Below are 21066 nucleotides of genomic sequence, written 5' to 3'. Positions count from 1 at the left end.
TTATTTTTGACCTACTCTTATGTCAATATAAAACATCGGCTTGCGAATAACAAGGAATTAGCTGGAGAATTTACGACTTATTGAGATCGTTATGATAAGGGGTGTCTTTTCAAAAGCAGGTGGTTTTCCTGTCTTTACGTGATGTGCTTAAAAATAAAAAAGAGTTTTCCATGAACGGAAAACTCTTTCGCTATTTATCTTTTGGGTTGAGCCATCATAGACTTAGAACGATCCCTTTCACCGACATACCGCTCAAGGTTTTCGGCATGCTTCTATAGCTTATTCAATGACGGACCAAACCTCCAGCCAAATCATCCCAGCGCCAGGAAACCTCATGTCCGTGAAGATGCAGCCCCCCAAACCACTCGTCGATCCCTTGAACTGCAATACGATCCGCTGATCCATGTAGTACCTCATTACCCAACTCAGTCAGAATTACCGGGCGGTTCAGAAACTCCGGGATTTGCCTGAAATCCAAGCCGTCCTCAGCCCCGTCCATAATCAGTAAAGGATGCTCACCTTCCACCAAAGAACGAATAACTTTCCAATATTCGAGATCGCCCATGCCGAGCACATGCAGGACGTCAGTTACCTGACGGAACATTTCCAAAGGCGTATCCACTCCGTTGCGAACGGCCTGAAGCGTGGTCTGTTCCACAATACCAAGACCATTCCGTTCCGAGGGCAACCGTTTGAGATGCGCTGTGAAGGCCTCATAGGCAAAAGGCAGACCGGATGCTGCCAATGTTGCCTTCTTGTCTTCCAGAAGATTAGCCATTTGAGCAGGATCTGGAGAAGCATACGCCTGCCAAAGCTCGCTTCCGAGCTCCATTTCTTGCCGCCCAATGGTCCGCCAGGTTCCGGATAATGTCTGAAGCTGTGCCGGAGTGAGCTGTCCCAGACCGTGAAACCGTTCAATTCCTGGAAATTCCCCAATACAGAGCAGACTCAGCTTCGTGCGGCCCAGTTTCTGTCTTTTAAACCAGTGGAGCAGATAGGCGAGCATACTCTGATCAAACAGGTCATGCTCAAACCACAACACGACTTCATCGTACTTGGTATATTCACGAAGTTTCTGCTCTTGTTCCTCACAGCCCGTTATATATTCGCTGGCCGGAATACCCATCGTTGCTTCCAGAACCCGGGCCCGCAGTGACCGTTCTTCAGCCCCTGCTGGATTTGCAAATATCGGCCCTGATGGATAAACCTCTCTCCATACAAGCACATCACCCTGTACAACGCCCTGCTTCAACATCTCACCTACAACATCACCGTTAACAATATGTAGCATGTTTTGCCCTCCCTCATACAAATGATGGAACACGGAGACGAGATCGGCCACCGGGAGTGTACCTTTCAACTTTCGGCGGGCATCGTGCAGCCGCTTCTTAAGCGTCGGGACCGGAGTGCCCAGATAATCGGAAATTTCCTGAAGAGAGTAGCCGTAAAAATAAAATAGCCGCAGAGGCACGCGCAGCTTGGCAGACAGTGCCTTCACCGATTGCTGCAGAACTTGACTCTCCTCCCTACGCTCCGCAATTTCTGCCAAATCCGATACTCCTCCCGATACCTGCACCGCTTCATCCAGAGGAAGCACCGAATGATGCTTGCGCCGCAGCATCCGCTGGGACTGTCTTACGACAATGGTCTTGAACCAGCCGGGAAAAGCGGCCGGGTTCTGTAGCTTCTCCAGATTCTGATAAGCCTCTATGAACGCATCCTGCACGGCATCTTCCGCGAGATGGACATCCTTCAGCATGTCATAGGACACCGCATAGGCCATCCCACGAAAATGCAGCATCAGCTGCCCAAACGCTTCCGCATCCCCTAGCCGCGCCTTTTCAACCCACTCCCTCATACGTCCCTAGCCTCGTTTCTTTCGTGTTCTTAATCTTAAGTGCCAACTCAATGGGGGAAGGTTACAAATCCTATTGATGGAAAAATGAAATGATTGATACATAGCGTCACCGAACACTGCAACAATATGAACAGATTCTTTCTCATAGAAGCATACTGTAGTTACAGGTTTCCAACCGAAATAAATCACCCTTTATTTTTCACGAGGTTAAGTTCAATGTGACTTCTACCATGTAGCCATAGCAGTTCATCCAGTAAAAATGCTAATCCATCCTTACTGCGCAAACGCTCGATCAGTTCTGTGACGACCTCCATAATCTCACGTTGCACATTCTCCGCTAGTTGCAGCCCCCCGCTTTCCCCGTCCACATAAAGATACGGATGATCCGGTTGTTCTACCTTTCGTACATATCGCAGACACAATATTCCATGTTCAAGATAAAAAAAATAGCTACGATCATACAGGACTCCCTCAAATAATTCATACATATGAGGATCATCATCAAGTCCATATACCATGGCAACTCTTTTCAATTCAACAGATTCGCTCATAAATAATTCCCCCTACCTTATAATATTACTGATTTATTTATGTATTGATATCCAGCATAAGCATGGTTACTGTATGAATGATCTGGAAAACATAAACGACACGCCCCTTCACTCCCTAAATCATTGTTATAAGAAATTTTTTATCAATACTTAAATTCAGTATCCAGTACCGTTCTACTTTAGAACCAAGTACCAAGTGATCAAATTAACAATGTTGAGAGAAAATAAATTTAATACTCATATTCGTATATTCGTTTATTAGTATAATATATACGACTTTTAGTATAGAGTCAACATCAATTTTACGGATATTCGTATATTGGATATAATGGGCTAGAGGATGGTGTACATATGAGAACGATTCGGCTTAAATTGAACGAGGTTATGACACAACGGGGACTTACGCAAACTCAACTTTCTGAACTATCTGGTGTTCGTCAGGCGGCTATATCAGAAATGTCACGGAACATTCGTGAACAAATAAATCTAAAAACACTTATCAAAATCGCGGATGCACTTGAAATTGATGATATATCTGAACTCATAGCAATTGAAAATTCTGAAAAGGATCGCCTATAAAAACGGTCCTATTTTCGTTAAGTACTTTTCGTCTGCACTGGCTAAACTTAAATAATGTACAAGAAAAACGGAGAAGACGGATTGGTGCTGTACAAGCCAAGCGGTCGCTTCGGAAGCACCATCCGTCTGCGAAGTGGCAGTTCCATTTATATATTCGATCTTTTGATCAGTTCCTCCACGGCTTTATAAGTCATGTCAAGGTAATCACTTTATATAGTGTAGTGATTATGATCATTTAACACATTCAAAAAGGCCTCCATAGCAATATAGTATTATACGACTATACCGCTATAGAGGCCTTCATTTATAGTTAGATCATTTCTTTGCTTTCGTCTGATCCTATTTAAAAATCACTTCGATTGCTTTGTGGCTTCGTACAAACGCTGTAAAATGGTAACCGCTTCAGCCCGTGTGACTAGCGCTTTGGGGTGAAGGTATCCATCATTGGCGGTAAGGACGCCCATATTAGTCAGGGTGTAAAATGCTTCTCCTTTTTGATCTTGGGAATCTCCATCATAATAGGGCTCCTCTTGAGTCGTGTCGATGTATATTACTGGATAGTTGATCATGAAATTGTCATTGTAATTCGCCTGACGAATTTTTATATCCTTATACTGCGCAGCTGCAGAGATTACTTCCTTGATCTCAGGATGAAGAGTCTGATTCGTATAATCCGTCCGAACGGAAGCAATCATCATAACATCCCAGCGGGTCAGCGGTTTGTCGGGATTGATATAGAATTGATAGTTTGGATATTTGCCCCCTACTCTTTCAGTGAAGCCCCAAACATAATCCCCATTGAATAATGCTGCAAAATCTTTATTCGCCCAGTGCTTACGCGCATCAACAAATTCTGAAGCTTTTCCGGACGAATGATTGATCTCTGGAAAAAGCTTGTGAAACATATTTACAAATTCCGCTTTCGTTATGGTTTTTCCTGGCTTGAAGGTCCCATCCGCATAGCCCTTGACAACGCCTTTGTCGACCATCGAACGAATAGATTCAGCAGCCCACTCATATTTTGTCCCGTTCACATCAGTAAACGTATTTGCCGCGAATGCGGATTGACTAAAAAACAGTGCCACCACAACCAGCGGAGTGATAAGCCATTTCTTTTTCAACATCTCTTTCCACTTCCTTAAAGTAAAATTTATGTAGAAACTAGTTCTCCGAAACTCCATGTTATATCGGCATTTCAAAAGCAAATGATGATAATAATCAGAAAAAACAACACAAAAACGACCTCGCAACGAGTAATTCCCGTCACAAAGGCCGTTATCCGCATTCCCTAACAAACCTGATATTTAGGCTTCTATAATTCAGACCACCACTCGAAAAACACTAATTAACATGGCTCCTCGTTCGGCTTCCCTGCATCCGTAGCTGTACGGAAGCTTGAACCGCAACCACAGGTAGCGATTGCATTCGGATTATGAATCGTAAAACCGCCTGACATACCCGACTCTTCAAAGTCGATTTCCAGACCGTCCAGGTAGCGGATGCTTTCCTTTTCCACTACAATCTTCATATCGTGTACGTTCATATATATATCCTGATCCGTCTCGTTGTCGTCAAAGCCCATGGCATACGAGAATCCGGTGCAACCGCCCGGCGTAACACCCAGACGCAAAAACATATTCGGCGTTTCCTGCTGCTCCAGCATATCTTTCAATCGCTCGGCAGCGGAATCGGTGATGTTAATCATGGCTCCATCCTCCTCTTTTACTTCATGTTCTCCTTCAGTATACTCCACTATTTGCAGGTGCTCAAGTCATGGAATGTCCTTCCCTTACGGGCTAAAAGACCTGTTTTTCTGTTCGTTTGTATTGAACACCTGTGAGGTGAGGTTTATAATAGGTGAAGAGTGAGTAAAAGAAACTGTCGGAAATTTGTCATTTCATAGGCAATGATCTGAGACATTCATCATTGTAGCTTGGTATTGTAACATTTTTCACATATCATATATTATATATCCGCGCTGCCGGATTCGTACCGACGGAACGGGACATCCTGTGTGCATCAAGCGCTTGTGCCGCTTATAGGGCGGACAGCCTCGCACAGAGCAACTTGAAGGAGGAATATAGGCATGTCCACATTAGTTACACCCTTTACAGACCGCAGAATGGCAGAGATTGTAGAAAAGGTACAGAACGGCATTCGTTTGAACCTTGAAGATGGTATATATTTGTACGAAACTGAGGATATTCTCACACTGGGTCAGTTAGCTAACGAAGCGAATTTACGCAAGAACGGAAAAAAGGTATATTTTATTGAGAATATGAGCCTGTACTTCACCAATGTATGCGAAGCTCGCTGCGCATTCTGTAATTTCCGCAAGGATCAGGGGGAAGACGGCTCTTATACGTTGTCCGGGCAGGAAATGATTGATTATGTTGAGCAGCATATCCATCCGGGGGTCAGAGAATTCCATATCGTCGGCGGTCATAATAATCATGTACCTTTCCAATACTATGTAGACTCATTGAAGGCGTTAAATGAAAAGTACCCCAACGTTACACTTAAAGCTTATACTGCGGCGGAAATTGACTTTTTCACACGTATTAGTGGCTTGAGTATCAAAGAAGTGCTTCAGGAGCTGCAAAAGGCAGGGCTTCAAACCTTGACCGGCGGTGGCGCAGAGATTTTATCAGATGAGTATCGCCAAAAAATGCGTGTCACCAAAGCGAATGTAGATCGCTATCTTGAGGTTCATCGCACGGCTCACAATCTCGGCATGAGAACCCATACGACAATGCTGTACGGTTCGGTTGAATCCTACGAGGATCGTATTGAACATATGCTGCAAATTCGGGCATTGCAGGACGAAACGAACGGATTTATGGTATTTATTCCACTGTCCATGCAGCCGAAAAGCAAAAATGCCAACATCATGCGCCGCAACTCTGCTTACGAGGATCTCAAAACCATTGCGATCAGCCGCCTGATGCTGGACAATATCGACCATGTCAAAGCTTACTTCATTAATATTGGCCCGCAATTGACGCAGGTTGCTCTGACCTTTGGCGCATCGGACGTCCATGGCACGATTGTGCGCGAGCAAATTAGCCATGCCGCAGGTGCACTGACCCCGGCCGGATTGACCCGTAAAGAGCTGATCTGGCTGGTCAAAGGTGCCGGACGCATCCCGGTTGAACGGGACACCTTCTATAACGAAATCGAAGTTTTCGAATAAAAGCCATATCGGATTCGTATTTTCCCGCGTGCATTTCATCCCCATACCTCACATCATGCAGCATCAAGCTGCCTCGGAATTCTCTGGTCTGCCTGTTGGCGGGCCGGGAACCCGGGTTTTATAACAACAAAAAACTTGTGTCTGATCGGAAACATTGAATTTGCATGTCGCCGGGATAAGACATAATTTGAAGGCGAACAAGGTTTCCTGATGAGGCACCAGACCATTTGCCGGGGACACGGCAGCGAAAGGACGGCGGGTTTTGATGAAAAATTTCGTTATTCTGGGAGGCGGCTACGGTGGCCTTACCATTGCCAAGGAATTACTGAATAAACATATTCCCGACAATATTCAAGTCATTTTAGTGGATCGAATGCCCTTTCAGGGATTGAAAACAGAATACTACGCCCTCGCAGCGGGTACGGTATCTGATTTTGATTTACGTGTGCATTTTCCCGATGAACAACGACTCATTCGCAAATACGGAGAAGTCACCTCGATGGATTTGGAAAATAAAATCGTACATTTTCAGGACGACGAGCCTTTGCCGTATGAACAGCTTGTGATTGCACTGGGCTGTACCGACCGTTTTCATAATACACCGGGAGCTGAAGAGCATAGCTGTACCATCCAGTCCTTTAACAATACACGTCAAACGTATCTGCGCTTGAATGAAATCAAGCCTTACGGACATGTGCATATTGTAGGTGGCGGTCTGAGCGGTGTAGAGATTGCGGCGGAATTACGCGAAAGCCGCACAGATTTGAATATTACCATTATGGACCGGGGTGAGCGGGTGCTGTCGGCATTCCCGCAGCGTTTGTCTGCCTATGTACATGCCTGGTTTAAGGAGCATCAAGTCGATGCATTGAATCATGTTGGGGTTTCCCGCATTGAGCCGGGCGCTATTTACAATCATGATGAAGAAATTGTGACGGATGCGGTTGTATGGACTGCCGGGATTCAGCCTGTGAAAATCGTGCAGGATTTAGCTGTGCCCAAAGACCCTCAGGGCCGCATTGTGCTAAATGAATATTACCAAATTCCAGATCATACCGAGGTATATGTAGTTGGAGACTGTGCCAGCCTCCCCTACTCCCCAAGTGCTCAGGCAGCGGAGGTGCAAGGTGAGCAGATTGCACACATTGTACACGACCTGTGGAAAGGTCACACGCCTCACCCGCATCCTTTGAAGCTGCGTGGCACATTGGGTGCCCTTGGCAAGAAGGCAGGATTCGGCTATGGCTTCATGGGCAGCACCTCGCTGCGTGGTCGTGTACCCCGCCTGCTCAAAAGCGGCGTGCTCTGGAAATCCAAACGCCATTTTGGATAATCTGTCGGTACAACACACAAAGAAGACCTGCTCTGGGAAGCGGGTCTTCTTTGTTTTGAGTATTGTATTCACCGTGCGTATATCCAATACAGAAAGAAGCTGGCTGACGAATGATTATACCTCAGTCATACCTCAGTCGAGATCAAGGTTATCCCACGCCTCGGCTTCTTTGATTTTGTTCATAATCACTTCGTACAGCAGCTCTGCTGAATCGGCAGATACAATCTCACCGTTGACCATCGCATACGGTTCTGCGTTACACTGACCACAATTGCTGAGACAGCCATATTCAATGACGTCGTAATCTGGATTTTGCTCCAGTCTGGACATCAACTCATCGGTGCCAAAATGCATATTGCTAGTGCAAAATTCAATGATGGGTCTTAACATTTTTTCACCTGCTTTGGTCGACGGGCATTTTAATTTGGCCCGCTTTGTAATATAATAAATAAGGTATAGGAAAGGAGTTGAATTCTAATGAGCGAAACACAAAGCATTCCAATGTATGATGAAGTATCCGAAGTATTGGATAAGCTTCGTCCGTTCCTGCAACGCGATGGTGGCGACGTTGAGTTGGTTGATGTAGAAGACGGCATCGTTAAGCTGAAGCTGGTAGGCGCTTGCGGCAGTTGCCCAAGTTCCACAATCACGCTGAAAGCAGGGATTGAACGCGCTCTTCTCGAAGAAGTCGACGGCGTCCAAGAAGTGGTACAAGTATTCTAATGCTTGATGCATAATGATCATGAGAGTCTTGACTTCGATACCGAAGCTCAAGACTCTTTTTTGTGTGACAGGGACTATACTGGATCTTTATCCCTTATATGATTGGCCGAATCGGGTCCAGCCCTCCTGACACATCCATAATGTTGCCTGTGATAAAATCCGAATCCTCATCACATAAATAAGCAATCACACGGGCGATATCCTCTCCACTCCCCGGACGTCCGCGCGGTGTCTCTTTATCCTGCAAGCCGATGACGTCGGCAATTGACTTTTCCTTGTTCGCACCCCGAATATCCCCGGGACAAATCATATTGACCGTGATACCATAAGGAGCTTCCTCCACAGCCAGTGACTTCGTAAAGGACACCAGCCCCACCTTGGCGGCTGCGTACACAGCACGATGTGGCCAAGCCCGTGCTTCTCCAGCATGACCGAAGCCAAAATGAATAATACGTCCCCATTGCCGGTTCCGCATATGAGGTAATACCAGATGATCCAGCAGCATCGTACCCACCAGATTCCCCTGAATCATGGCATGGATCTCAGCTACACTGTAATCCGCAAACAAGCGACGTTCCCGGATGAATGGTCCGGCGTTATTCACCATAATATCTACGCCGCCCAGCCGATCCTGTACTTCGCCGATCAGCCTTGTAATATCTTCCTGAACCGAAATATCTCCTTGCAAAGACAGACAGCGTACTCCCTTGGCTTCAATCACCTGTCTAAGCTCTTCGGCTTCCGTTTGGCTATGCACATAGTTTAGTACAATGTCACAGCCTTCATCAGCCAGACGCAGAGCGGTCATTTTACCTAATCCTTTGGCACTGCCCGTTATAAGCGCGACTTTGTGTCTCAACAGTTTTCCTCCTCTTCACAGAGAACGGTCACCCCCAAGTATAAAATATTTAGGCTTCGCCTACAACTCCAAGCCAAAAGAAACCCCAAATCCTCTTGTCCAAGAGAATTCGGGGTTGGGGCTCTAAGCGTTTTTGGTTCCAGCTTAAAATGCCGGGATAATCGCGCCTTGGTATTTGTCTTCGATGAATTTTTTAGTTTCCGGGGATTGCAGCGCTTTGATCAGCTTTTGAATCGCTTCGGAATCTTTATTATCAGGACGTGCTACCAGAACGTTAGCATATGGAGAATCTTTATCTTCCAATGCCAGTGCATCCTTCGTCGGGTTTAGCTTCGCTTCCAGAGCATAGTTCGTGTTGATCAGAGCAATGTCCACTTCAGGCAACTGACGTGGCAGCATAGCCGCTTCCAGCTCCTTGAATTTCAGGTTTTTTGGGTTTTCTGTAATATCTTTTACTGTAGCTTCAATGTTGCTTGCATCTTTCAGCTTGATCAGACCTTGTTTCTCCAGCAACAGCAATGCACGTCCTCCATTGGTTGCATCGTTAGGAATGGCAACTGTTGCACCATCCGGAATTTCATCAAGCTTTTTATATTTTTGCGAGTAGATACCGAATGGCTCCAGATGAACCGCGCCTACAGATACCAGGTCCATTTTGCGCTCTTTGTTCATAACATCCAGGTATGGTACATGTTGATAGAAGTTAGCATCCAGTTGCTTGTCGAACAATTGTACGTTCGGTTGTACGTAGTCGTTAAACTGAACGACTTGAAGACGAATGCCCTCTTTTTCCAACTGTGGCTTGATCGCTTCCAAAATTTCTGCATGCGGCACAGGAGAAGCGCCAACTTTCAGTTCGACTTCACGTGGTGACCCACCCGTATTTTGGGTCGCATTGTTTGTATCAGATGTCGTGCTTTTCGTGCCGCAAGCAGCCAATACCGCAATTAATGTCAAGCTTAATACGGCCAATATCCATTTTTTCATGTGATTACCCTCCAATGAATTGTGATGTTCAGGATTTAGACACCCTGATCAATAAGGATTTTATATGGTTTCCCTATTTTCGAGTATAATGCCGCACCAGACGGTCTCCCGCCATTTGCAGCAATTGCACCAGTACGATCATCAGTATGACCGCAACGATCATGACAGCCGTTTCATAACGGTAGTATCCGTAGTTGATAGCTAATGTACCCAAACCACCGCCCCCGATCATACCGGACATTGCTGTATAGGATACGAGCGTAACGACGGTAATCGTTAATGCGGCGAGCAGACCCGGCAGGGCCTCACGCAACAGCACCCGCCTAATAATCTGACCTGTAGAGGCGCCCATGGCTTGTGCAGCCTCGATGACACCCTTGTCCACTTCGCGCAATGACGTCTCTACGAGACGGGCAAAGAATGGCGCAGCGCCAATGACCAGCGGTGGAATCGTACCCAGCACCCCGGTAGAGGTGCCAACCAACGACCGCGTAAAAGGAATGAGTGCAACAATCAAAATAATAAACGGTACGGACCGCAAAATGTTTACGATAAAGGAAAGTACAACGTATATCACCTTCATCAGACTCCATGAAGAGCGGCTTGCCAGAAATAATAAAATCCCGAGCGGTAAACCAATAATAAGGGTGAACAACGCAGATGCACCAAGCATCTGGAGTGTCTCTAATGTAGAGTTACCCAGTTCTTCCCAACTCACTTGCGAAAAATCAAGTTCACTCATCGTCCGATCACCTCCACATCAAGTCCCTGACCGGACACTTCGCGCAGCGTGTGCTCAATAGCCTCCTGATTCCCTTCAAAACGGACGATAAGCTGTCCATAGGGTACGTTTTTAATCGTGGAGATGGTTCCCTGCAAGATCGCAAAATCAACCCCAGTGCTACGGACTGTACGTGACAAAATCGCATCATATGTCTTGCTGCCCAAAAATGAAATCCGTACAACATGCGCCGATTCGCCGCCTCCTGCTGCTGCTATGGCTGCTTGCAGCTCCTCGGGATGCTCAGACTCCCGCTGGATAAAGTCCTTGGTTACTTGATGCTGTGGCTTGAGGAATATTTCTGCCACCGGACCTTGCTCCACGATGTCCCCCTGATGAATGACGCCGACACGATCACAGATGCTTTGAATGACATGCATTTCATGCGTAATCAGTACGATGGTCAAATTAAAACGCTGGTTAATGTCTAACAGCAATTTCAGGATGGACCCTGTCGTCTGCGGATCAAGTGCCGAGGTCGCCTCGTCGCACAGCAGTACATGAGGATCACTGGCAAGCGCCCGTGCAATACCAACCCGCTGCTTCTGCCCACCCGAAAGCTGTGACGGATATTTAGCGCTGTGTTCTTCCAGACCGACCAACTCCAGCAACTCACGAACCTTGTGGTCCAGCTTCTGCTTGGGCGTGTTCACCAGACGCAACGGAAAGGCAATATTGTCATATACCGTCGCTGAGGATAATAAATTAAAATGCTGAAAGATCATTCCGATTTTACGACGCTGTTTCTGTAATTGGGATTGGCTTACCATGGCGAGATTCACATCATCTACCCATACCTCGCCCGAGGTCGGACGTTCCAATACATTAATACAGCGGATCAGCGTACTTTTGCCCGCTCCGGAATGACCGATGACTCCAAATATTTCACCACGCTCTATGGAAAGATTCAAACCGGATAGCGCACTGACGCGTCGGCTGCCTTTGCCATAATGCTTGGTTAATTGCTTAAGCTCTATCAACGTGCTGCGACCCCCTTCAATCTTCCTTACCCTTTTAAGCGACGTTCATCTCTATGATGGTACAAAAAGAGCCCCTTTCACAGAATGAAAAGGGCCCCGCTATGCGAACCTTTTCTCATCTGCCAAAATCGCTATAACTCTAGCGGTTTTGTAGGAATTAGCACCATCATGTCCCCTCCCGGTGCGTTACACCGGGAAAGAACGGGTTGCCGGGCTTCATCGGGCCAGTCCCTCCACCTCTCTGGATAAGAAAAATATGTTAAACTCCAGCTTTAGCTGTCCGTTAAGTTTATATTTAAAATCATAATTCAAGCGTTTTTCTGAAACTAGATTTCAGTATAGATAGTTTACATAGCTTTGTCAAAGGATATTTTCTCACATAATTATGGGCGAGCTTCCCGGTTCTCCCATTGTTTCACCGTATAACGAAAGGCAGTTGCCAAGGAACGGATCACCATCTCCAGACCTTGCTTTAAATCCTCCAGATGATGATCCAAATCCTCCAGTTGTATCTTGCCATACAAAGCACGATGCCGTTGCCAGAGATCATCCTGCATTTCCGTATTCATATAGTGTATTTCCGTGTTACGCCGCTTGCGCAGCCGATTAATGGCACTGGTATATGAATCCTTAATATCATTCAGATTGTCGGTCATTATAGGATGCATCTTCAAATACCTGAATTGCCGCAGCACGGTAAAATAAGAATAATGCGGCTTATACTCGCCTGTTTTCAGATCATACAGATCATTAAGCCAATTCCCGAGCTTATCCAAAATGGAAAATACCCTCACAAACCCATCCTTATAAAAGAATACGTACAGCGCGTAATCCGATTTTTCATCAACGCTCATATCCTCGGCATATCCGGCCTTCACTTTCGTTCGGAAAAAGGCGGCAGCATGATGGCTCTGCTCCAGCTCATCCAAAGATGACATCAGGCCGCGTGTCAAAATATCCGCCTTGCGAAAATCATGAGTCGGATCTCCGCTGGCCTGAATATGCCGCTCCAGCACTTTTAGCATGTCTGACATGCTGTTCATTGCATCCAGCAGGATGCCCTTATCCACACGCGGCGGCTCGCCTAGCAGCTTGCGTATCATGCTCACGCCTCCTTTTATGAATGTAAAATCCGGTTGTTGGGTTGGTTAGAGGGCGTCAAGCGAAATAACTCGTCCACCGTTGGTCTACAAGCTTAACAATATCCTCGCGCGGCAGCACTTCATCCGGGTAGCCCGGCTTCATGCGTGCATCCACCACAATCGGCAGCTTGTAGTTCAGATGATGCAAACGCACCTCGCTGTCTGCATACATATCCGTAGCCGGGTTAAATCGCGTAAACACCGTCCACAGGAATGATGCTTGTGAGCGAACGACTTCCTTGGCATCATCTACAATAAAGACAAGCGGCCATTCCTGCTCACCCGCAGCCAAACGCTCCAGCACCCGCGCAGCCAGCTCAGGCTCCTGCTCAAAGGACGCACCGGATACGACGAGACAGCCTCCGCAATACGGCTCAATCTCGCGAATACTCGGCAGGTCGCCTCCTTCATAGGCGCGGGGCAGCTCACGTATAGGCTCACCTACACCCATCAGGATCGCTTTACTGCCATGATTCAGCTTACGGCCCGTGTAATCAAGTGTATCGTGAGACGTATGATTGAAAATAAACAAATCTGTCGCTGGATTAAATCTCTCCAGAATGGTTTCCAGCAGCAGGTTAAAGTCGGATAAATCAATCACCCGATCCGTGAGCATCAGAAATTTGGTTAACGACAATTGGCCCTGTCCCAAAATGGTAAAGCCTGAGACCAGCGCTTCACGGGAATAGCTTTCACGCACAACTGCCGCTGCCAATGCATGTACGCCCGTTTCTGCGTATGCCCACAGCGACTTGACGGAAGGCATCACAAGCGGATAGGCAGGTGACAGCAGACGTTGTAAAAATTCTCCGAGATAGTAATCCTCCTGCCGTGGTTTACCTACAATGGTCGCTGGATAAATGGCATCCTTGCGGTGGTGCATATGCTTGACATGAAATACAGGGAAATCATGCTGCAAGGAGTAGTAGCCAAAATGATCGCCAAACGGCCCTTCCGGGCGACGTTCGTGAGGTGGCACATAGCCACTGATCGCAAATTCGGCCTCTGCCGGAATCCGGTGACCGCCGAGCGGGTCCTCCGTCATCGGCAGCTTGCCGCCCATAATGAGCGAGGCAAGCAGCAGCTCAGGCAGATTTTCCGGTGCCGGAGCAATCGCGGACGCAATCAGGGCTGGTGGCCCGCCGATAATAACGGTTGTCGGCAACGGCTCATTACGCAGCTCAGCTTCATGATAATGAAAGCCGCCGCCCTTATGAATTTGCCAGTGAATCCCGGTCGTCTGATCATCATAAATCTGGATACGATACATGCCCAAATTATGATCCTTGGACTGACCCGGCTTCTCGGTATATACGAGCGGAAGCGTGATAAACGGCCCCCCGTCGTCCTGCCAGCTCGTCACTCTTGGGAGTGGAGCCAGCGGAGCATCCGTACGGCGAACTCCCAATATAGGAGCCTCGCTATGAGATACCGTTTTCAGCCCTACTTTTAGCATGTCCTTAATCAGCCCACGTTCATTCCACAAAGCCTTGGGTGTGGGTGGAAGCAAAGTTTTGGTCGCCCCTACAATCGCATCCATCAATTGCTCCGGGCGAGGGCCAAAGGCCATGTCCACACGACGGTTTGTGCCAAACAGATTGCTGGCTACAGGGAACGGGGTACCTTTTACATTGGTGAACAGCAATGCCGGTCCCTCTTCCTCAATAACTCTCCGATGAATCTCGGCCAGCTCCAAATAAGGATCGACGGGTGCTTCTATAATTTGAAGATTATTTTCTTTACGCAGCGCTTCAATAAATTGACGCAAATTCTGGTAGATCAACTGGACGATTCCTCCTAAGCAAATCAAGCCCTCGAGTAACTCGCGGGCCAGGTTTGTTTCTTATACCGGATTTTGCAAAATCCTTATATGCTATTATACGTGCTTAAGCGCCTCTTGGGCAAAATATCCGTTGCATTCATCACAGCTTCGTTCATCACAAACGAATTGCTTAGGTACGCTGTGTGTGTGTCCGAACGATGTTGCGGTCCGGTGACAATTGCCACACACGGTAGCTCATGTAGCACAAGATGGAGAACAGCGTTGCAATGGCCAGCATGTGTGCCAGTACCACAAACATGTAAATTTCCGGTCTGGTGACGTACAACAGGCTAATGCCAATAACGACCTGAAGCATAATCAATGCCACCGCAACGACACCCAGTACACGAATATCCCGATGATTAGGGTGATAGCGATAAGAATAGTGCCCCACGGCCAAAATGACCACAAACAGCAATCCAGATGTAAGCTGGTGAAGCAACAACGGAGATATGATACCGCCGAGATTTACAACTTTTTGAATGACCGAGTGACTGAGCAGTGCGCCCGAGTATACCGCAATATACGTATAGATCGTCGACAACCATATAAAATTACGATAGCCCCGGTTGACAGGCACGGTGGGCAAACGCGGGTTGAAGCGCGAATCCGCATGCTCCTTCCAGGCTCCCAATGTCATCATAGTCGCGCTGGCAAAGGCGATCAGGGCAAAGCCAAAATGCAGCGCCATGACCGGAGCGGATTGGGAAAAGACCACAGCTAAAGCCCCCATCGCTCCTTGTATAATGACAAATAGTAGCGTCAACAACGAGAACAGCTGCAAATCCTTCCGATGCTTCATATACAGCAGAAAGCCAACAAAAGAGGCGATAGAAAGCAGCCCGGCCATCGTGCTGACGGAGCGGTGAGTAAACTCAATAATGGATGCGACCGTATGTGCCGGAACCAGCTTACCATTACAAAGCGGGAACTCCCGACCGCAACCCAGTCCCGAATCGGTCCGCGTCACGACACCTCCGCCAAAGGTAGCCAAAAACATGACAATACATGTTACGAGTGCAAGCCACTTTAATATTCTAATTTTGTTGTTCAACGAGCTCACCATATCCTTCCAGATAAAATATTTATTATCGTTATATGTTGTGAAATGATCACTTAAAATAATTATAACTGATATATCGTTCCTTGACATACGCGCTTTGTTGACAAAATGTGAACGTGTCCCGTTAGAGAGCCGCCCCCTTTGGAAGGAAGCGGCTCTCTGAAATGCCCTTATGAATACAATTCCCCTCGAAACCCTTATGCCATGCAGAACATCAATTATTTAGCCAAGCTGGCGTGTACTTCCACAGCCCGGTCCAAAAACTGCTCAATTTCCTCACGGGATTTACGCAATCTGTTCACCAGACGCACCAGCTCGCGGCCTTCACTGTAAGCGATAAAGCTGGGAATACCCAGTACATTTTGCTCCTGGCTAACGCTCTCCGCCTGCTCTACATCAATCTCAATGAATGTAAGCTTGTCTGCATATTCCTGTTCCACATCAGGCATGAACGGATCAATGAAATGACAATCCCCACACCAGTCCGCCTTAAACACAGCCACCGTTACGCCAGAAGCGGATATTGCCTTATTAAAGTCTTCATGAGAGACGATCTTTTGCATGGATAATTCCTCCTTGAATTCTGTTTGTATACAAGAGTTTGTGCTCCCTATTGTAACGCCAAGCGGCGCTTTTGCACACTCCCCTATTATTCCCGTATCACCGATTGGAAGCCCTGCCATCGAGACATACTAATCATATAACTTAAGAACACACTTAGAGCATCCCCGTATACTTAACGGGTACGGAGTGTTCTCATCATTGAAAGGAGGTTATCAAGTATGTCTCTCACCGAATGGTTCCATGTGGCATCACGTCAGCTTCATGGTGGGCTAAAGCTGCTCGGTTCCGTACCACGTGCTGCGGAGGAAGCATGGGAAGGCACGCGGGCGGCCTGGACCGAGTCCCGCAAGCTGCGCTATCCGCTACGTGAGCTACCGTGGGATTACCATACTGCACAGGCCGCCATGGATGAAGCCGAGGCGCTGATGCTGGTGAATGGACCTGCATCCCGTCCCTCTTCTCTGAATATGCCCTTATGTGAAACGGACTGCGAGCTGGTCGAGCGGATCAAGAACGATACGGCACAGGAAAATCGTAGCAACATCACCCGTACAGCCGCTTACCTGGAGTGCTATCATGGCTATCCCGAGTTACATTGGGCGCTGCTGGCTCACCTGGTTTCTCGCAATGGTGGCTATAACATGACCGATTTGAAGGGGGGGCTGATCGACAGTCTGTTCGGCGAACAGGAAAAGGAATGGTTATATCGGCTGCTGGAGCGCTGCAATGCCCTTATTTTTCAGGACGCCTACCCGCAGCTGCAACTATACATGCACAGCCGTCATCTGGGCCGAAGCTGCTTCCATTTGCTGCCCCATTTCCATGTATCACCATTCATGAGACCCTTCTGGGAACGTTTCTGGGCTTGGCGGGACAGCTCTCTCTTAAGCGTAGCCCTGATCATCAATGAACAAAACTATATTGAAGGCCGGGTGGTGAAAGATCCGTATTTCCAAAAATTTGTGACGCACAAGCGGGGCTTTTATTTGCACGATTGGCTCCAGTTGAATCAGATCATATTTCCACTCGGACTAAACGGGGGGCTCGCCGGACTTGTAATGGAGCGCTTTGGCCATCTGGATGAACGGATTGGCTTTGGTAAAAGCCTGTATGCCACGCTGTTCGGACACCAGCAGGTACTGGACCAAGTAACAGCATTCGCTACCAGCGTGCCCCACACTGGCTCACGCAGAGACTATTGGCCGGGACTGTTCACTCCGGACAAACAAAAAGCGCTGCGCTCCCCTGAAGAGAGTGCAGCGCTCCTGGCGCATGAATGGCTGCCACAAGGACAACGCCTGTACAGCCCCGAGCTGAACGCCGTCTGGTCGGATACCGCTTATGATCCGATCCCCCGTTACGACTGGTTTCAGGGCGGATCCACGCTTGGGCATCTCAGCGAACCCAAGCGACCGCTGTTATTTGCCATGCGGCATGAGCACCGCCATGGCATCCAAAAAACAGCGATGGCCCATGACGTTCATGCCAGCCTGCGGCCTTTTCACTAAAAAAGCTGGAGGGCTGCCTATACTTCTTTTAGCCTCGTTGCCCTGTAGACTCACGCTGGAGACGCATCAGTGGACGCAGTACCTTTTGCAGCACACGCGGGTAGTTACCCAGCTCGTCCCGACGCAGTACGCGTAGTAGGACCAACAGCACCAGATAGCATACCAGTACAGCCGCCCCGGCAATACAGCATGCGATGAAGAAGGCCACACGTGCAGGCATGATATGAACCAGCAGAATACAAGCCTCATTCACACCATATCCAATGACTCCCGAGAGCACGACTGCGGTCAGAAAGCCTGCCCAGCGACGGCCCATGATGGAGAAGGATACGATGCCTTTAAGCACACGCAAATTCAGTAGCGTAATCACGAGGAAACATAATCCGGTTGCGGCAATGATGCCGTAAATTCCAAGCCAGCCAGCCAACAGCCAGCTCGCCACAAGCTTAACCACGATACCGACTATAACATTAACCATTGAAATACGTGGTTTGCCCATACCGATCAATATGGAGTTGGAGGTCATCATCGTGATCTGGAATATCGTTCCAAGTGTCAGAACAGCGATAATCCCGCTGCCTCCAAGCGAGCTAAACAGTAAACCATTGATGGAATAGGCGGTTACACACAAGGCCAGCACAATCGGCATTCCGGTCAAAATAGAGATCCGCAAGGCCAGCGTCATCTGATTTTGCAAATGCTGTTCATCCTTGCGGGCAAAGGCCGCCGAAATGATCGGAATGAGCGATTGACTGAGCGCGATAGCCAAAATCGGCGGAATCCCCGCCACACTCTGAGCACGTGCTCCCAAATAACCCAACTGGGTGGTCGCCTGTTCCAAGCCGATTTGGACGGACAGCAGTCTAACCACAATCGACGTATCAATAAAGTTAACGGCCGGAACCGTCAAAGAAGACAATACAATTGGAATAGACAGCGTAAAAATGTCTTTGTAAATGCGCATCATCGGCAGTGCGGAGCTTTCCTCCTGGAATTGCTCTTGTCGATCCTGGCGACGCATTTTCACCGTGTAATACAGCATGACTGCCAGTGCGCCAAAGCTTCCCATGACCCCCCCGAAGGATGCCCCGGCCGCAACCTCGCGATCTCCATAACCGAGCTTCAAAATAATAAAAGCGAGTAAAATTGCAGTAGCCACCCGTGCGACTTGCTCCACAATTTGTGAAATACCGCCCGCGGTCATGTTACCGCGCCCTTGGAAGTACCCACGCATCATGGCAATGGCAGGAAACAGCAGCAAGGCTGGTGCCAATGCCTGAATAGCCAAAGCCGACTGCGGAACCCCTGCCACTTTCTCGGCAAAATAAGGCGCACCAAAATATAGCACCACCGTAATGATAATGCCCGCCGCCGCGGCAAACAGCAACGCCGCATGGTACACACGTCGTGCTTCCGAAGGCCGATTCAGCGCGTAGCGTTCTGAGACCATTTTGCTCAACGTGCTTGGAATACCTGCTGTAGCCACCGTGAGCAACATCAAATAAGCATTGTTCGCAATCGTAAACGAGGCGTTCCCCACAGAACCGAGCAGATGCTCTAACGGAACACGTTGCACCAGACCCAGCACTCTCGCCACCAGCGCAGCAGCGGCCAAAATAAGCGTGCCTCTTAGAAATGTTTCTTTATTGGACAAAATGCGTTCCCTTCTTTCTTGCTGTTGACACGCATGCAAAAGCTCCGCAAAGCAGTCATGGCCTGAGCCATCACCGGTGCGGAGCCGCATGTCGATTCTGTCTCTGCAAATCACAAACATAGGATGTTAAGCTAGAACACCCAAATCAAGAATACAAGAATCATGACAAGCTGTAAAATTACTTTCATCACGGTGCTGGTAAACAGCCCTAATACAGAACCAAAGCCCACTTTAATCGCTCGATCCAGCGGGGCCTTGCTCATTAGTTCACCCAGCACAGCGCCAATAAACGGCCCTAAAATCAGACCAAATGCCGGAATCACAAAAGGGCCGATAATAATGCCGATGGTACTAAGGATCGTGGACAGACGCGAGCCGCCAAATCGTTTGACCCCCCACGCAGTGACGGCATAATCTGCAACAAATAGTGCAACTACTATTAGTGTCTGTATGATCCAAAACCATACATTATATGGAGCAAACGAGAAAAACCAGCCGTACACAAAAAATGCAAAATAGATGGCGAGCGCCCCTGGCAATACGGGGTATACCGCCCCGGCCATGCCAACAATGAACAGCGCAACGATAATAATCCAGCCTACAATGTCCATTGGCTCCCTCCTTCTCGTCCAATAATTATCCCATATGCTTCATCATTCGTTCTCTTAGACAAGTACATAATCGCGGATAACTTCAACGATGCCATCTTCATTGTTCGAAGCTACGACCAGATCAGCCGCTTCTTTTACCGTATCCTGTGCATTACCCATCGCAACACCCAGTCCAACCGCTTGAATCACAGCCAAATCATTCAAACTATCACCCACAGCGACTACCTGTTCCATTGTAATTCCAAGCAAATCGCATACTTCAGCAATCCCACTGGCCTTCGATATACCAGCCGGGTTGATTTCCAAGTTCGTCATGGATGAATTGGAAATTTCAAGTCCACCCATGTCCTGAAGCTTGAGCAAAATTTGATGACGAATTTCGTCATTTTCCGTATTATAACCGAATTTAAGCCATTCCTGTGTATCCAATGTATCTGGCCAACGATCTCTGTTAAATAATTCCTCAGTGGAGTATGCCCAGAACCAGGACCCGGTTTCTACAGCAATCCGGTGCATTTCCCGAACTAGCTCCTTATCAAGCAAATAACGGCGCCACAGTTCATGCGGGGATTTCCATACCTCGCTGCCGTTTACCGTTACCATAGGCGTATCCAGACCGAGCTGTTGCCCGTAAGGCAAAGCATGCATCGCCGCCCGTCCGGTAGACAAGCACACGTGAATCCCCTCTTGAATCGCCTTGTTAATCCAGTTGATCGTTTCCAGCGTAATTTCATGATTGTCGTTCAATAAAGTTCCATCCATGTCGAGCGCAAGCAGCTTGTATTTATATTGGTTTTCTCCCATGGGTTCTCTTCCTCCTGTATGTCCCTTATGTCCAACGACATTTTACCATGAAAA

Annotated in this window: 21 protein-coding genes and 1 riboswitch; of the genes, 5 read left to right on the top strand and 16 right to left on the bottom strand. The window is 47.9% G+C overall.

Translation table 11 applies throughout. From position 1 onward, the window contains the following. Positions 1-283: 283 nt before the first annotated feature. Together ACIFO6_RS03360 and ACIFO6_RS03355 are read right to left on the bottom strand one after the other, a co-directional pair. Positions 284-1858 (bottom strand): sigma-70 family RNA polymerase sigma factor, encoded by a 1575-nt coding sequence (locus tag ACIFO6_RS03360; RefSeq protein ID WP_430038168.1) that lies wholly within the window; start codon positions 1856-1858, stop codon positions 284-286. Positions 1859-2043: 185 nt separating this feature from the next. After that, on the bottom strand, positions 2044-2409 hold the full coding sequence (locus ACIFO6_RS03355) for a hypothetical protein (RefSeq protein ID WP_283653183.1): 366 nt from the start codon (positions 2407-2409) through the stop codon (positions 2044-2046). 351 nt (positions 2410-2760) lie between these two features. On the opposite strand from ACIFO6_RS03355, the gene ACIFO6_RS03350 reads away from it, so the two are divergent. Next, positions 2761-2988, top strand: coding sequence for a helix-turn-helix domain-containing protein (locus tag ACIFO6_RS03350; RefSeq protein WP_283653184.1), 228 nt, complete (start codon positions 2761-2763; stop codon positions 2986-2988). Between the two features lie 350 nt (positions 2989-3338). Here the strand turns inward: ACIFO6_RS03350 and ACIFO6_RS03345 are convergent, their stop codons facing one another. Further along, on the bottom strand, positions 3339-4112 hold the full coding sequence (locus ACIFO6_RS03345) for an S-layer homology domain-containing protein (RefSeq protein WP_430038164.1): 774 nt from the start codon (positions 4110-4112) through the stop codon (positions 3339-3341). Positions 4113-4333: 221 nt separating this feature from the next. Beyond that, a complete protein-coding gene (locus ACIFO6_RS03340; RefSeq protein WP_430038161.1) occupies positions 4334-4693 on the bottom strand; it encodes a HesB/IscA family protein in 360 nt (119 codons plus the stop codon). Positions 4694-5074: 381 nt separating this feature from the next. Here ACIFO6_RS03340 and mqnE point away from each other — a divergent pair, with 381 nt between their 5' ends. Further along, on the top strand, positions 5075-6181 hold the full coding sequence (mqnE, locus tag ACIFO6_RS03335) for an aminofutalosine synthase MqnE (protein WP_430038158.1): 1107 nt from the start codon (positions 5075-5077) through the stop codon (positions 6179-6181). A gap of 265 nt (positions 6182-6446) precedes the next feature. Continuing rightward, positions 6447-7514, top strand: coding sequence for an NAD(P)/FAD-dependent oxidoreductase (locus tag ACIFO6_RS03330; protein WP_430038155.1), 1068 nt, complete (start codon positions 6447-6449; stop codon positions 7512-7514). 132 nt (positions 7515-7646) lie between these two features. Here ACIFO6_RS03330 and ACIFO6_RS03325 read toward each other — a convergent pair whose 3' ends face one another. Next, complete coding sequence (locus ACIFO6_RS03325; RefSeq protein ID WP_044645448.1) at positions 7647-7904, bottom strand: YuzB family protein; 258 nt, start codon at positions 7902-7904, stop codon at positions 7647-7649. Between the two features lie 87 nt (positions 7905-7991). On the opposite strand from ACIFO6_RS03325, the gene ACIFO6_RS03320 reads away from it, so the two are divergent. Then, positions 7992-8237: a NifU family protein gene (locus ACIFO6_RS03320; protein WP_025684715.1), complete on the top strand. Its 246-nt coding sequence runs from the start codon at positions 7992-7994 to the stop codon at positions 8235-8237. A gap of 94 nt (positions 8238-8331) precedes the next feature. Here the strand turns inward: ACIFO6_RS03320 and ACIFO6_RS03315 are convergent, their stop codons facing one another. From ACIFO6_RS03315 to ACIFO6_RS03280, 8 genes are all read right to left on the bottom strand, one after another. Further along, on the bottom strand, positions 8332-9096 hold the full coding sequence (locus tag ACIFO6_RS03315; protein WP_430038152.1) for an SDR family oxidoreductase: 765 nt from the start codon (positions 9094-9096) through the stop codon (positions 8332-8334). 144 nt (positions 9097-9240) lie between these two features. After that, positions 9241-10083 (bottom strand): MetQ/NlpA family ABC transporter substrate-binding protein, encoded by an 843-nt coding sequence (locus tag ACIFO6_RS03310; RefSeq protein ID WP_430038149.1) that lies wholly within the window; start codon positions 10081-10083, stop codon positions 9241-9243. Positions 10084-10156: 73 nt separating this feature from the next. Further along, positions 10157-10825: a methionine ABC transporter permease gene (locus tag ACIFO6_RS03305; RefSeq protein WP_430038146.1), complete on the bottom strand. Its 669-nt coding sequence runs from the start codon at positions 10823-10825 to the stop codon at positions 10157-10159. Then, positions 10822-11844, bottom strand: coding sequence for a methionine ABC transporter ATP-binding protein (locus ACIFO6_RS03300; protein WP_430038142.1), 1023 nt, complete (start codon positions 11842-11844; stop codon positions 10822-10824). The genes ACIFO6_RS03305 and ACIFO6_RS03300 overlap by 4 nt, the downstream gene beginning before the upstream one ends. Positions 11845-11956: 112 nt before the next feature. Then, a riboswitch (SAM riboswitch) is annotated at positions 11957-12096 on the bottom strand. Positions 12097-12227: 131 nt separating this feature from the next. Continuing rightward, positions 12228-12947 (bottom strand): Cthe_2314 family HEPN domain-containing protein, encoded by a 720-nt coding sequence (locus ACIFO6_RS03295; protein WP_430038139.1) that lies wholly within the window; start codon positions 12945-12947, stop codon positions 12228-12230. A gap of 55 nt (positions 12948-13002) precedes the next feature. After that, positions 13003-14769 (bottom strand): UbiD family decarboxylase, encoded by a 1767-nt coding sequence (locus ACIFO6_RS03290; protein WP_430038137.1) that lies wholly within the window; start codon positions 14767-14769, stop codon positions 13003-13005. Between the two features lie 169 nt (positions 14770-14938). Next, on the bottom strand, positions 14939-15871 hold the full coding sequence (locus tag ACIFO6_RS03285) for a COX15/CtaA family protein (protein WP_430038245.1): 933 nt from the start codon (positions 15869-15871) through the stop codon (positions 14939-14941). 218 nt (positions 15872-16089) lie between these two features. Continuing rightward, positions 16090-16434 (bottom strand): thioredoxin family protein, encoded by a 345-nt coding sequence (locus tag ACIFO6_RS03280; protein ID WP_430038134.1) that lies wholly within the window; start codon positions 16432-16434, stop codon positions 16090-16092. A gap of 219 nt (positions 16435-16653) precedes the next feature. Here ACIFO6_RS03280 and ACIFO6_RS03275 point away from each other — a divergent pair, with 219 nt between their 5' ends. Beyond that, positions 16654-17943, top strand: a complete 1290-nt coding sequence (locus tag ACIFO6_RS03275) for a DUF2515 family protein (RefSeq protein ID WP_430038131.1) — start codon at positions 16654-16656, stop codon at positions 17941-17943. Between the two features lie 28 nt (positions 17944-17971). Here the strand turns inward: ACIFO6_RS03275 and ACIFO6_RS03270 are convergent, their stop codons facing one another. The 3 genes from ACIFO6_RS03270 to ACIFO6_RS03260 form a co-directional block, all read right to left on the bottom strand. Further along, a complete protein-coding gene (locus tag ACIFO6_RS03270; protein WP_430038130.1) occupies positions 17972-19597 on the bottom strand; it encodes a putative polysaccharide biosynthesis protein in 1626 nt (541 codons plus the stop codon). Between the two features lie 131 nt (positions 19598-19728). Beyond that, the gene (locus ACIFO6_RS03265; protein WP_430038128.1) at positions 19729-20208 is read right to left on the bottom strand and encodes a DUF456 domain-containing protein; all 480 of its coding nucleotides are present in this window, start codon (positions 20206-20208) and stop codon (positions 19729-19731) included. 54 nt (positions 20209-20262) lie between these two features. Then, positions 20263-21012 (bottom strand): Cof-type HAD-IIB family hydrolase, encoded by a 750-nt coding sequence (locus tag ACIFO6_RS03260; protein WP_404519533.1) that lies wholly within the window; start codon positions 21010-21012, stop codon positions 20263-20265. Positions 21013-21066: the final 54 nt, after the last annotated feature.

Origin of the sequence: Paenibacillus sp. NRS-1781 (assembly GCF_050467745.1) — a bacterium.
Classification (GTDB): domain Bacteria; phylum Bacillota; class Bacilli; order Paenibacillales; family Paenibacillaceae; genus Paenibacillus; species Paenibacillus terrae_A.
Note: the sequence above shows the minus strand (reverse complement) of the source record. Positions and strands in the feature narration are given on the sequence as shown.